This window comes from Williamsia phyllosphaerae, assembly GCF_014635305.1.
In the GTDB taxonomy this organism is placed as follows: domain Bacteria; phylum Actinomycetota; class Actinomycetes; order Mycobacteriales; family Mycobacteriaceae; genus Williamsia_A; species Williamsia_A phyllosphaerae.
Genome location: NZ_BMCS01000001.1, coordinates 2,147,823 through 2,162,960, shown reverse-complemented (window position 1 = coordinate 2,162,960; position 15,138 = coordinate 2,147,823). Strand labels below are relative to the sequence as shown.

Annotated in this window: 1 protein-coding gene (cut by a window edge); it reads right to left on the bottom strand. The window is 70.1% G+C overall.

Annotation, left to right across the window (positions count from 1 at the left end):
- Window positions 1-15,138 carry the 5' end (the start) of a non-ribosomal peptide synthase/polyketide synthase gene (locus IEV93_RS10240; protein ID WP_229705014.1) on the bottom strand. 18,690 nt of this gene lie to the left of the window's left edge, so 15,138 of the gene's 33,828 nt are visible here — the first part of the coding sequence; its start codon is at window positions 15,136-15,138; its stop codon lies off the left edge, out of view.

Genomic DNA, 15,138 nt, shown 5'->3' with positions numbered 1-15,138 from the left:
ATCGTCCGGCGAACCCATCACGGTCTGCTGCCACACCGAGAAGTCGGCGTACTGCACGGCCAGCGGACGGAACCGCGGCTCCTCCCCCAGCACCCGCGCGCTGTAGGCGGTCATCAGGTCGGTGGCCAACGGGACCAGCGACGAACCGTCCGCGGCGATGTGGTGGATGACCAGGAGCAGGGCGTGGTCGTCGGGGGCGAGCTCGAACAGCCGGGCCCGCAACGGCGGTCGCGCCGTCACGTCGAAACCGTCCGCGGCGAGATCCATGCAGATCGCGTGCAGTTCGGACTCCGAGGACACCGTCGTGCGTTCCAGCGTCACCGTGAACTCGTCGAGCGAGAGAACCTTCTGGTACGGACCCTCGAGCGAGTCCGGGTAGACCGTCCGCAGGATCTCCTGGCGCGCGACGACATCGGTCAACGCGGTGGTCAGTGCGGCGACGTCGACCGTTCCGCGCAGTCGGAGACCGAGCGGGATGTTGTAGTCGGCGTCATCGGGGTTGAGCCGGTTGAAGAACCACATCCGCTGCTGCGCCAGCGAGAGCGGGATGCGCTCGGGGCGCGGACCCGCGGTCAGCGGCTGCACCGACATCTGACCGAGCTCGGGGGACTGCTCGATCGCGGCGGCCAGATCGGCGACCGTCGGCGTCTCGAACAACATCCGCACGCCGAGCCGGACCCCGAGGGTCTCGCCGATGCGCGCGATCACGCGGGTCGCCGCCAGCGAGTTGCCGCCGAGGTCGAAGAACGAGTCGTCGGCACCGACGCGCTCGAGGTCGAGCACCTCCGCGTACGCACCGGCGATGGCGCGTTCGAGCGGGGTCGAGGGTTCGCGCTCGCTCACCGTGACGGCGAGGAACTCCGGGTCGGGCAGGGCTCGGCGGTCGAGCTTGCCCGTCGGGGTCAGAGGGACGTCGTCGATGAACATGACCGAACTCGGGACCATGTGCTGCGGCAGGAATCCCGCGGCGTAGGTGGTGAGGTCGCGGGCGTCGACCGACGAATCCGCGACGAGGAGAACGTAACTCGCGAGTGCGGTGTCGCCGCCGGGGCCGGCGACACCGAGCGTCGCCGAGAACTCCACGGCCGGATGACCGGTGAGCACCGAGTCGATCTCGTCGAGTTCGATGCGGAAGCCGCGGACCTTCACCTGGTGGTCGGAGCGCCCCATGTAGGCGACCTCGAGCGAGGAGGTGCTGTCGTCGTGCGCCACACGCGTCCACCGCACGATGTCGCCGGTGCGGTACATGCGGACGCCGCCGGGCAGGTACGGGTTGGCCACGAACCGCTCGGCGGTCAGCCCGGGACGGTCATGGTAAGCCCGCGACACCCCGGGTCCGCTGATGTAGAGCTCGCCGGGGACCCCGATCGGGACCGGGCGCAGCCGGACGTCGAGCACGAGCGCCTCGACACCGGTGATCGGTCCGCCGATGGTCATCGGGACACCCGGGACCAGCGGGCGGCCGATGTTGGTCATGATCGTGGTCTCGGTGGGGCCGTAGCCGTTGTAGAGGTTGCGGCCCGGGGCCCAGCGTGCGACCAGATCGACCGGAACCGTCTCGCCGCCGACCGCGACCTCGGCGAAGTCCGGCAACCCCTCGGGGTCGACCGACGCCAGCGCGGCGGGGGTGATGAACGCGTGCGACACACGCTCGCGGGCCAGGACGTCGTGCAGTTCCTCGCCGCCGTAGACCGAGGGTTCGACGATGATCATCGTCGAGCCCGCGCCGGTCGCCAGCAGCAGCTCGAGCACCGACGCGTCGAAGCTGGGCGAGGCGAAATGCAGTGTGCGCGAATCGGTCGTCAGACCGTATCGGTGCACGACCTCCGCCGCGTACGCGGCGAGACCGCCGTGGGTGACCTCGACGCCCTTGGGCTTACCGGTGGTTCCCGAGGTGTAGATGATGTAGGCGCAGTTGGCGATCCGCTCACCACGGACGCGTTCGTCCGGGGAGATCGGTGCGGCGCTGTGCCGCGCCATGACCGGGTCGTCGATGGACAGCCACTCGACGGTGTCGGGCAGACCGCCGCGGTCGCGGCCGGCGATGATCGCCAGTCGGGCACCGGAATCGGAGAGCATGTGGGCCACGCGGTCGGACGGGTACTTCGGATCCACCGGGACGAACGCCGCACCGCTGCGGGTCACGCCCCAGACGCCGAGCACCGACTCGATGCCGCGGGCCATGCCCAGCGCCACCACATCCTCGGTACCGATGCCGCGGGCGATCAGCTCGCGCGCGATCCGGTTCGAGCGCTGGTCGAGTTCGCGGTAGGACATCGACCGGTCACCGCACACCAGCGCGATGCCGTCCGGGTTGAGGCGGACGGCCTCGTCGAGGATGTCGGAGAGCAACGTCGGTTGCGGTGCCTCTGGACCACGCACGGGGATGAGGTCACGGGTCTCGTCGTCGGCCAGGATGTCGATGTCGCCCACCGGGTTCGACACGTCGACGGTGAAGCCGTCGAGCATCCGGGTGAGTCGGTCCCCCAGCGCCCGCGCGGTGCCCGCGTCGAAGATGTCGGTGGCGTAGCCGACGAAACCGGTGACCCCGGCGGGCGTGCCGTCGGCGTCGAAGGACTCGCTGAGGTCGAAGGTCAGGTCGAACTTGCTGTACTCGGTGTCGACCGCACCGAGCTGCACGCGCAGACCGTCGAAGTCGAACCCGGTCTCCGCCGCGGCGTTGACGCCGATGACCACCTGGAAGATCGGGGTGTGCGACGCGGTCCGCGTCGGCGAGAGTGCGTCCACGACCTGCTCGAACGGGACGTCGCTGTGGGTGAACGCGTCGAGGTCGGTCCGGCGGACCTGCGTCAGCAGCTCCGCGACGGTCATCGACGGCTCGACCGTGGTGCGCAGGGCGAGCGTGTTGACGAACATACCGACCAGGGCGTCGAGTTCGGCGCTTCCGCGTCCGCCGATCGGGGCGCCGATGACGATGTCGGTACCGGTGTCGTGGCGGGCCATGACCGCGGCGAGCGCGGCGTGGAAGATCATGAACCGCGACACGCCGGTGGCGTTCGCGGTCGCCGCGATGCGCCGGTGCAGGTCCGGCGACAGGGTGAACACGTGGGTGGCACCGATGCCGCTGCGGGTCTGACCGCGCGGACGGTCGGTCGGGATGCCGATGATCTCGGGCGCGTCGGCCAGCGCGGCGCGCCAGTGGTCGAGCTGACGGGCCGCCGGTGACGCCGGATCGGTTCCGTCGCCGAAGGTCGCGGCCTGCCACACGGCGAAGTCGGTGTAGTGCGCGGTCAGGGGGGCCCAGTCCGGGCGGGTGCCCGCGACCCGAGCGCCGTAGGCCGCCAACAGATCGGTCGACAACGGTTGCATCGACAGCCCGTCGGCGGCGATGTGGTGGATGACGAAGACCAGCATGTGCACCGGCGGCTCGTCGGTGGCGTCCTCGTCGAGTCGCCACAGCGCCGTGCGCACCGGCACCGTGGTCGTCACGTCGAAGCCCGGACCGGCGAACTGCCGCAGACGATCCACCACCTCGTCGCGGTGGATCGAGTCGACCCGCACCGGTGGCAGGGCGTCCATGATCGGGACGACCGACTGCTCGGGCCCGTTCGGACCGGACGGGTAGATCGTGCGCAGCACGCGCTGGCGGTCGACGAGGTCGACGAGCGCGGCGCTCAGGGCGTCGATGTCGAGGTCGCCGGTGAAGACGAACGTCAGCGGGATGTTGTAGGCGCCCGACGCCGGGTCGTAGGTGTTGATGAACCACAGGCGTTGCTGGGCCAGCGACAGCGGGATCGGCGCGACGACCGGTTCGGACGGCACGGCGAAGCGCGGCACGACCGCGACGGCCTCCGACGATCCGTCGCGGCGGGCACTGATGAGCGACGCCAACTCACGGACGGTCTGCGCCTCGAAGAGGTCGCGGATGCCGATCTGGGTGCCGAGCGCATCGACGATGCGCGACGACAGTTGCGCCGCCATCAGCGAGTTGCCGCCCATCTCGAAGAACGAGCGGGTGGTGCTCACCCGGTCGAGACCGAGCAGGTCGCCGAACAACCCGGCGACGATCTCCTCGATCGGGCTCTCGGGCGCGACGAACTCGTCGTCGGACACCTCGAGGTCGGCCGACGGGCGGGGCAGGGCCGCGCGATCGAGCTTGCCGTTGACCGTCAGCGGGAACTCGTCGAGGACGACCACCACGTCGGGCACCATGTACGAGGTGAGGAACTCTCCTGCGGCACTGCGGGTTCCGGCCGGGGTGACGTCGGCCCCGGCGGCACGCACGACGTAGGCGATGAGACGGTCACCGCCGCCGGACGGCAGGGTCTCGACCATGGCGACGGCCGCGGCCACACCGGGCGAACGCAGCAACGCCGACTCGACCTCACCGAGTTCGATCCGAAATCCGCGCAACTGGACCTGGGTGTCGCTGCGACCGATGTACTCGACGTCGCCGCGCGAGTTCACCCGGGCGACGTCACCGGTGCGGTACAGCCGCCGACCGGTTCCGGCCGGGTCCGCGACGAAGCGGTGCGAGGTCAGGGCGACCTGACCGAGGTAGCCGCGGGAGAGCTGGGTGCCCGCGACGTAGACGTCGCCGGGGACGCCCCGCGGGACGACGCGCAGACGCGAGTCGAGGATTCGCAGCTCGAGACCGTCGATCGGGTCGCCGATCACCGAGCCGCCCGCCGACGCGGCGAACGCGCGGTCGAGCTTGATCCGGGTGACGTGCACCGTGGTCTCGGTGATGCCGTACATGTTGACCAGCACCGGCGACGAGTCGTCGTGCCGCTCGTACCACTTGGCGAGCTGTCCGAGGTCGAGCGCCTCACCGCCGAAGATGATGTAGCGCAACGACAGATCGTCGGTCGTCCCGCCACGGCCGGCGGCGACGCGACGGTCCTCCTCGGAGAGCTGGTAGAACGCCGACGGGGTCTGGTTGAGCACGGTCACGCCCTCGCGGACCAGCAATTCCCGGAAGGCACTCGGGGTGCGCGAGGTGGCGAAGTCCACGACCACCAGGGCACCGCCGTAGAGCAACGGTCCCCACAGTTCCCACACCGAGAAGTCGAACGCGTACGAGTGGAACATCGTCCAGACGTCGGATTCACCGAAGCCGAAGTAGGAGTCGGTGTTGTCGAACAGCGCGACGACGGACTCGTGGGTGACCACGACGCCCTTGGGTCGACCGGTCGAACCGGAGGTGTAGATCACGTAGGCGGCGTTCGACGCGCGCAACGGTCCGCGGCGTTCGGCGTCGGTGACCGGCGTCGCGTCCGCGGCGGCGAGTTCCCGTGCGAGCGTCGAGGATCCGAGGGTGAGCACGGTGGGCAGTGCGTCGGGCAGCGCCGCCCGCAGCGCCTCGGTGGTCAGGACCACCGAGGGCGACGCGTTCTCGACCACGTAGGTCAGGCGCTCGCGCGGGTGGGTGACGTCGAGGGGCAGGTAGGCGCCACCGGCCTTCATGGTGGCCAACAAGGCGACCACCAGGTCGACCGTCTTGTCGAGTGCGATCGCCACGAGCCGGTCCGGGCCGACCCCGCGGTCGATGAGCACCCGCGCGAGCCGGTTGGCCCGCGCGTCGAGCTCGGCGTAGGTCAGCGTGACGTCGCCGTCGGTGGTCGCCCGGTTGTCCGGGGTGCGGGCCACCTGATCGTCGAACCGCGAGACCAGGGTGACCTCGGTCGGCGGGGTCCCGGACAGGCCGGGGACGAATCCCACGGTCCGCCAGGCCTTGTCGACGGCGGAATCGAGCAGCGCACCGACCTCGGCGGGCGGGGCCACGGCGATCATCGGGACGAGACCGGTCAGCGCGATGGTCAGGATCGCGTCGGCGTTCATGCCCCGCTCGGTCAGCGGTCCGCTGATCATCGCCAGGCGGTCGTCGAGGTCGCGGTTGGACACCGCCGTCCCGTCGTAGGCGATGGCGTCGGCATCCGGGGCGATCGCGGCCGCGGCGGCCACCAGGGCCGGCATGTCGTCGACCGTCGGCACGCGTCCGTCCACGGCGGTGTCGGGCGATGCGGCGGCGTCCGACGCGGCGCCGGTCATGTCGAGGTCGGCGACGGCCAGCGACGGTGTCGTGGACGCGGCGCCCAGGAGCGCGACGTAGCGGTCGGCGATGTCGGCGACCGAGATCTCGTCGAACAGGTCGGTGGCGTAGCTGATCTGGCCGGTCAGTCCGACCACCGAACCGTCGTCGGAGAACACCTCGTCGAGGTTTACCGAAAGGTCGAACTGGGCGGTCGCCGTGCGCATCTCGGAGAAGATCTCGACGTCGACGTCACCGAGCGCCACGTGGGCACGCTCGTTGTTCTGGTAGGCGAGCACCACCTGGAAGAACGGCGAGTAGGCGTTCGTCCGGCGCCGTCCGAGCGCACCGACGAGCTCCTCGAACGGGACGTCGCTGTTGTCGAAGGCGGTGAGGTCGGTGTCGCGCACCGAGGCCAGCAGGTCGGAGAACGACGCGTCGGGGTCGACGTCGGTGCGCAGGACCACGGTGTTGACGAAGACGCCGACGAGGTCGGCGAGGCGGGGATCGGTCCGGCCGACGATCGGTGTGCCGATGGTGATGTCGCGGCTGCCGGAGTAACGCCCCAGCAGCACCGCGAGCGCCGCGTGAGCGACCATGAACACCGACACGGAGTGGTCGCGGGCCACCGCGTCGATGCGGGCGTAGGACGTCTCGTCGAGGCGGAAGGTGACCACGCCACCGTCGGTGGTGCGCTGTGGCGGTCGCGGACGGTCGGTGGGCAGTTCGAGCAGTTCCGGGGCGTCGGCGATGGTGCGGCGCCAGTGCTCGATCTGCCCCGCCACCACCGAGGTCGGATCGGTGGGGTCACCGAGGTGGCCCCGCTGCCACGCCGCGTAGTCGACGTACTGCACGGGCAGCGGCTCGAAGTCGGGTGCCGCGCCGCGTGATCGAGCCTCGTAGGACACGACGAGATCGCGGGCCAGCGGCGCGAGCGAGGCGCCGTCCCCGCTGATGTGGTGGATGATGACCGCGAGCACGACGTCGTCGGGGGCGATCTCGAACAGACCGGCACGCACCGGGATCGACGTGGTCACGTCGAACCCCTGCGAGGCGAACCCGATGACCGCGTCCGTCATCTCCGATTCGGTCACCGCGACCGCGGTGACGTCCACGTCGACGTCGTCGATCTCGAGGACCCGCTGGTACTGCGCGCCGTCGGCCGTCGGGAACACCGTGCGCAGCGTCTGCTGGCGGACGACCACATCACGCAATGCCGCCCGCAGGGCCTCGACGTCGAGGGCCCCGCGCATCCGCACGACCAGCGGGATGTTGTAGGCCGGCGACGTGGGGTCGAAGCGGTTGAGCAGCCACATCTGCTGCTGCGCCAGCGACAGCACCGGGCGCTCACCCGCGAGTCCGGGGCGCAGCGCGTCGGTCGACGGTGCGGGCATCGCGACGCCGGAGGCGCCGTCGATACGAGCGGCCAGGCCGGCGACCGTCGGATGGTCGAAGATGTCGCGGACCGGGACCCGGGTACCGACCGCCGAGGTCAGTCGCGCGGCGACCTTGGTCGCGACGAGCGAGTTGCCACCGAGGTCGAACATCGACGCGTCGGCGCCGACGGCGGGTAGTCCCAGTGCGTCGGCGAAGACGTCGGCCACCAGCTGCTCGGTCGGGGTCTGCGGCGTACGGCCCTCCCCCGCCATCGAACTTAGGTCGGGGACGGGCAAGGCCGCGCGGTCGAACTTGCCCGAGCGCGTCAGCGGGATCTCGTCGAGGAGCACGACAACCGACGGGACCATGTGCGACGGGACCCGGGTTCCGACGGACTCACGGATGTCGGCGGGGTCGGTGTGCCCGGGCGCGAGCACATAGGACACCAGCGCGGTGCCCCCCGAGGGCATGGGTGCGCCGATCGTGCTCGCGAACGTGACGTCGGGGTGCGCGGTCAGCGCGGCGTCGACCTCGCCGAGTTCGATGCGGAAGCCGCGCACCTTCACCTGGAAGTCGCGGCGTCCGACGTAGAAGATCTCGAGGTGGTCGCCGACCGGGATCCACCGGACGACGTCACCGGTCCGGTACATCCGATCACCGGGTGCACCATGGGGATTCGCGACGAAGCGGTCCGCCGTCAGACCCGGACGGGCGTGGTAACCACGCGCCGTCGCGGAGCCGCTCAGGTAGAGCTCCCCGTCGACGCCGACCGGTACCGGCTGCAGACGGCGGTCGAGCACGAGCGACGTCAGCCCGCGCACCGGTGACCCGATCGTGATGGTCTCACCGGGTGTCATCGGGCCGGCGATGTCGGCGAAACAGGTTGCCTCGGTGGGTCCGTAGCCGTTGAACATCGCGCGACCGGGAGCCCAGCGCTCGACCAACTCGGGCGGGCACGCCTCACCGCCGACGATGACGCTTCGGAAGGCGTCGAGTCCCGTGGGATCGACCGACGCCAGCGCCGCGGGGGTGATGAAACCGTGGGTAACCGCGTTCTGCGCCAGCAGGTCGTGCAGGTCGTCGCCGCCGTAGACCTCGGTCGGCGCGATGACCATCGTCGAGCCGTGCGCCAGCGCGAGAAGCACCTCGAGGACCGAAGCGTCGAAGCTCGGTGAGGCGAAATGCAGTGTCCGGGAATCGGGGTCGAGACCGAAACGGTCGGACTGCTCGGCCATCAGGCGGGCGAGCCCGCCGTGGGTCACCGCCACGCCCTTGGGCACACCGGTCGTGCCGGAGGTGTAGATCATGTACGCGAGGTTCGAGGTCCGCACCGGCGCGCGTCGATCGGCGTCGGTCACCGGCGTCGTGGGCTGCTCGGCGAGCGCACGTGCGCAGTCGTCGGAGTCGATCTCCCACCAGTCGACGGTCGAGGGGCGCGCATCGCGCCACCGTCCGGTCGACAGTCCGAACACCGCGGACGAGTCGGCGAGCATGTGCTCGATCCGGTCGGTCGGGTACCGCATGTCCACCGGCAGGTAGGCGGCACCGGTCTTGGCGACGGCCCACAGACCGACCATGAAGTCGACCGACCGACCCATGCCGAGCGCGACGATCTGCTCCGGGCCGATACCGCGTGCGATGAGGGCGTGCGCGAGCGCGGTGGATCGGGCGTCGAGGTCGGCGTAGGTGATCGACGCGTCCGGCGAGACCACCGCGTCCCGGGTACCTCCGAGTTCGGCTGCCCGGGCGAGCAACTCGGGCAGGGGGGTGACCGACGGGATCTCGACCGACCCGGTGCGGTCCTGGTGTAGCAGCAACGCGCGCTCGTCGGCGTCGAGGATGTCGAGGTCGAGAACGCACGCCGAGGGGTCGGCAGCGATCTGGGCGAGCACCCGGACGAAGGCGCGCAGGATGGCGTGTGCACGTTCGGCGTCGACGGCGTGCGGGAGAAACTTGGCCGAGAGCCGCAGTGCCGGATCGGTGATCGCGATGACGGTCAGCGGGTAGTGCGTCGCGTCGACGACGTCTGCGTCGGTGACCCGCATCCCGTCGACGCTGCTGGCCGCGGCCAGGGCATCCCGGTCGAGCGGATAGGACTCGTAGACCATCATCGTGTCGAACAGCGAGTCGACGTCGGTGGTGGCCACGATGTCGGCGAGACCGACGGTGTGGTGATCGAGCAGCTCGGCCTGTTCGTGGGAGACCCGCTTGAACAGTCCGGCGAGGTCGTCGCCGTCGTGCATGGTGACGCGCACCGGCAGGGTGTTGATGAACAACCCGACCATGGTCTCGATGCCGGGGACCTCGGGGGGACGGCCGGAGACGGTGGTGCCGAACACGACGTCGTCGCGACCGACCAACCGCGACAACACGATCGCCCATCCGGTCTGCAGGACGGTGTTCAGGGTGATGCCGGCGTCACGCACGTAATCGGTGAGCCGCGCCATCACGTCGTCGTCTACGGTCACCTCGACGACGCCGGGGACGGTGTCGGTCAGGTCGTCGGGCAGACCCGGCGCGACCAGCGTCGGCTCGTCGATCCCGTCGAGCGCCGATCCCCACACCTGCACCGAACGCTCGGTGTCCTGCTCGGCCGCCCAGGACAGGTAGTTGCGGTAGGCCGGTGGCGACGGCAGCTGGTCCCCGACCCCTCCGGCGGCGTAGATCGCGAACAGATCGCCGATGTAGAGCGGCATCGACCACCCGTCCATCAGGATGTGGTGGTTGGTCAGCACGAAACGGAAGCGGCCGTCACCGGTGTCCATCAACAGGAACCGGACGAGCGGCGGTGTGCCCATGTCGAATCGCGTGAGGCGGTCGCGTCGGGTCAGACGGTCGACCTCGGCCTGCGCCTCGGCGGCGTCGAGCGTACTGAGATCGTGCTCGTCCCACGCGGCGGTGGCGCCGGTGGTGACAACCTGCAGCGGCGAACCGCTCTCGGTGACCGCGAACGCCGCACGCAGGTTCGGATGACGCGCGATCAGGGCGTCGGCGCTCGCGTGGAGACGGTCGACGTCGACGACGCCGGTCAGGTCGAGCACGATCTGCGCGGTGTAGAGGTCCACCGATCCCGTCGACAGTTCGGCGTGGAACAGCAGGCCCTGTTGCAGCGGGGTCAGCGGCCACGCGTCGACCATCGCGGCGAAACGGGCCTCGAGGGTGTCGATGTCACCCTGCGTGAGCGCGACCAGGTCGAGGTCCGACGGCGTGAAACCGCCCGCGGTCGGGGTGGCCGCGTGCCGCGCGATCGACTCCAGCGAGCGCTGCCACAGGTCGACGAACTCGTCGATCGCGTCGTCGTCGATGGCGCCGGCCGGGTAGTCGATCGTCGCCGACAGCTGCGGCCCCGACGCGGACTCGGTGACCATCGCGTTGATGTCGATGACCGCGCGCACTGGCACGTCCGGTCCGCGCAGGCCCGCGAGTGCGTTGTCCCCGTCGGGGATCCATGCGCCGGATGCGTCCGTGCCGGTGAGCCGGCCGAGGTAGTTGAAGCTGATCGACGGGTCGCCGTGCCCGGCGAGCGCCGCGGACCCCTCGGGGTTGAGGTAGCGCAACAGTCCGTATCCGACACCTCGACGCGGGACCGCCGCGAGTTCTTCCTTGACCGTCTTGACCAGCGCGCCGGCCGCGGGGCCGCCGGCGAGTGCGTCGTCGATGTCGCACGAGCCGGTGTCCAGTCGCACCGGGTAGACGGTGGTGAACCATCCGACGGTGCGCGACAGGTCGGCACCCGGGAGGAGTTCCTCCTCGCGACCGTGGGCCTCGAGCGAGACCACCACGGAGTCGCCCGATCCGCCGTGCCGACCGCGCCAGTGCCGACTCGCCAGCGCCAGGGCTGCCAGCAACCCGTCGTTGACGCCGCCGTGGAAGGCCTGGGGAACCCGCGTCAGCAGGGTCTCGGTCAGTTCGGTCGACAGCGTCAGTTCCCGATGACGCAGCGTCGAGACGGTGTCGCGGGCGGGATCGATCGTCAGCGGTGAGTCGGCGACGCCGGAGAGCACCGACCGCCAGTGGTCGAGTTCGTCACCGATGTCGGGGTGGGTGGCGAGTTCGGCCAGACCGTGCGCCCACCGGCGCATCGACGTGCCCTGGGCGGGCAGCGCGACCGGTTGCCCCTGCTCGGCCTGCGACCACGCGACGGCGAGGTCGGGCAACAGGATTCGCCACGACACACCGTCGACGGCGAGATGATGGATCACCAGCAGCAGCCGGTGCGCGGCGTGCGCCGTCCAGTCACCACCGACGACGACCGCGCCGATGATCTCACCGGTCGACGGGTCGAGGCGGTCGGTGACCGTGTGCGCGGCCGTCCGAACCGCGTCGTCGAACGCACCCGTGCCCGGCTCCGCTGCGATCGTCAGGTGCTCGACCGTGGGGGCGGTGGCCTCGGAGGCCTCGGCGACGACGTGGTCGAGAGAGCCGTCCGGACGGGTCACCAACGACGATCGCAGGATGTCGTGCTGCGCGATGACCGCGCTCAGGGTCGCCGCCAACACCGCGTCGTCGAACGGTTCGGGCAGTGGCACGACGATCGACTGCGCGTACGGCGCGATGGCCGCGGGGTATTCGGCCATCCAGTTGATCACCGGTGTGGTGGGCAGGTCACCGACACCGCCGCCGGGCAGTTCGGCGAGCACCGACGTCGAGCCCTCCGCGCGGGCGACCGCGGCGAGCTCACCGATCGTCTTCTGCTCGAAGACCTCTCGCGAGGTGAAGTGCACACCGGCCGCGCGGGCGCGCGAGACCAACTGGATCGACATGATGCTGTCGCCACCGAGCCCGAAGAACGAGTCGTCGAGTCCGACGTCGCCGCGGCCGACGATCTCCTCGACCAGACCCACCAGCGTGCGTTCGGTGTCGGTGGTCGGCGGACGGAACGCCACCGCATGGGCGGTGAAGTCCGGCTCCGGCAACGCTTTTCGGTCCACCTTCCCGCTGGGACCGAGAGGCATCGCATCGAGCGCGACGACCGCATCGGGAACCATGTACCCGGGCAGTCGGGAACGCACCGCGCCGATGACCACGGCGGTGTCGATCTCGTGGTCGGCGGTGGCGACCGCGTAGGCGACGAGACGCTGCCCCTGCGGGCTCTCGTGGACGGTCACCACGGTCTCGCGGACCGCCGGGTCGGCCAGCACAGCGGCCTCGATCTCACCGAGTTCGATGCGCAGACCGCGGACCTTCACCTGGAAGTCGCTGCGGCCCACGTACTCGAGTTCGCCGTCCGGGTTCCACCGGACGAGGTCACCGGTGCGGTACATCCGATCCGACGCCCCACCGAACGGCGACGCCACGAAACGCGTCGAGGTCTGCACGGCGTCGGCCAGATAACCGCGTGCGAGCTGGACGCCGCCGAGGTACAACTCACCCACGGCACCCACGACAACCGGCCTCAGGCCACGGTCGAGCACCCACACACCGGTGTTCCAGACCGGCCGACCGATCGGGACCGACACCACGTCGTCGGCGACGTACTCGTGGAAGGTGACGTCGACGGCGGCCTCGGTCGGGCCGTAGAGGTTGTGCACCTCGACGTCGGTGAGCGCGGCCATACGCGAGGCGATGAGCGGGGTCAGGGCCTCGCCGCTGGCGAACACCCGACGCAGGGTGCCGAGGTCGGCCGCGTCGGCCGACTCGACGAACAGTGCGAGCATCGACGGCACGAAGTGCAGCGTCGTGACCGACCGCGCGGCGATGAGCCCGGCCAGGTACTCCGGGTCGCGGTGTCCGTCGGGGACGGCGATGGCGACCGATGCACCGACCTGCAGGGCCCAGAAGAGCTCCCACACCGACACGTCGAAGGTGACCGGCGTCTTGTGCATGACCACGTCGGAAGCCTGCAGCGGGTACTCCCCCTGCATCCAACGCAGACGGTTGACGATCGAACGGTGGCTGATCGCAACACCTTTGGGACGACCGGTCGATCCCGAGGTGAAGATTACGTAGGCGGTGTGATCGGGGCGCAACGGCGCGGTTCGATCGGCGTCGGTCAGCGGCGACGTCGGGTACGCGTCCGCGACCGAGTCCACCGACACCGGAGTCGGGGCGCCGCCGACACCCTCGGGAACCACGAACGCGTCGGCGTCGGTGGTCAGGATCGCGACCGGTGCCGCGGTGGTCAGGACCGCGACGATCCGGTCGTCGGGGCTGTCGAGGTCGAGCGGGACGTACGCGCCCCCCGCCTCCACGACGGCGTGGACAGCGATCAGCAGTTCGAACGACCGGCGCATCGCGATCGCGACGTGGGTGTCCGGGCCGACCCCGAGCGTGAGCAGATGGCGGGCGAGTCGTGTCACCCGGTCGGAGAACTCCCGGTACGTGAGCTCGGCATCGCCGAAGTGCAGGGCCGGCGCATCCGGTGTCGCCGCGGCCTGCGCGTGCCAGATCCCCGGCAGTGTCAGGGCATCGCCGATGTCGTGGGCGGTGTCGTTCCATTTCCGCGTGATCGTGTCGAGTTCGGCCGCCGAGCCCAGACGCACCGAGTCGACCGGCGCGGTCCGATCGGCCTCGAGCAACCGCTCGAGGAAATCGACGAAGCGATCGAGATGACGGTGCAGATCGACGTCCGTGTACGACCGCGGGTTGGCCTCGAGGTCGATCCGCAGCCGCTCACCCTCGGCACCGGGGTAGATGTTCACCGCGAGGTCCTCGACGGGCCCGGTGGTCAGCACGTGCGTCTGGCCCTCGATCTCGCCGAACGTCAGACCCGACTGGAACATCATCAGGTTGATCGACGGTCCGAACAGGCCACGCTCGCCGGTGCCCTGGCCGATGTCGCGACGCATGTCCTCGTGCCGGTACAGCTGGCGTCGCAGTGCGCCGGTCAGCGCGGTCTGCACGTCGGAGATGAGGCCGCCGACGGTGGCGGTCGCGGGTACCGACAGTCGCATCGGGACGATGTTGGAGACCATGCCTGCGGCGTTGCGCAGCTTCGCGGTGTTGCGGGCCGACACCGGGAGGCTGAGGACGACGTCGTCGGTGTCGGCCATCCGGGACATGTAGACCGCGAAGGCGGCGATCACGGCCGGGGCCGGACTGCCCGATGATTCGCGCGCGGCGGCATCGAGGAGGGCGCCGATCCGCTCGGACACCTCCACCGAGGCGATCCGGGAGAACTCACCGGGGGGCTCGCGCCGCGTCGCCAGCGAGACCGCACCGGGCAGGCCCTCGTTGCGTTCGGCCCAGTAGTCGCGGTCCTTGGCGAAGCGGGGCGATTCCCGGTAGACGCGCTCACCCTCGGTCAACTCGGCCAGGTGCGCACCCTTCCACGCCTCGGGCTCCTCGCCGGCGACGATGGCTGTGTAGGCGCGTGCCACGAAGCTGAGCATGGCCATCGCACCGAAACCGTCCATGACAATGTGGTGCGCGCGCCAGTACCAGAGGTGGTGGTCGGGGCCGAGTCGGAGCAGGGCGGTGATCGTGAGGCGGTCGGTGATGACGTCGATGGGCCGGCTGTAGTCGGCCCGCATCCATTCCAGGGCGGCCGCGCGCGGATCAGGGGCGTCGGAGAAGTCGATCTCGTCGATCGCGTCGTCGGCGGCGGAGTCGATGTACTGCAGGGGGACGTCGTCGGTCTCGACGATCCGGAGGAAGCCGGAACCGCCCGCACGGCCGGCGGCGTTCGACGCGGCGGTCAACGCCGCGAGATCAACCGGTCCGTTCAGTTCGACGTATTCGGCGATGTTGATGGGAATGCTGCCCAGAGCCTGCTGAGCGAACCAGATACCACGCTGCGCCGCCGAAAGCGGAAACGCTTCGGCGGGCAC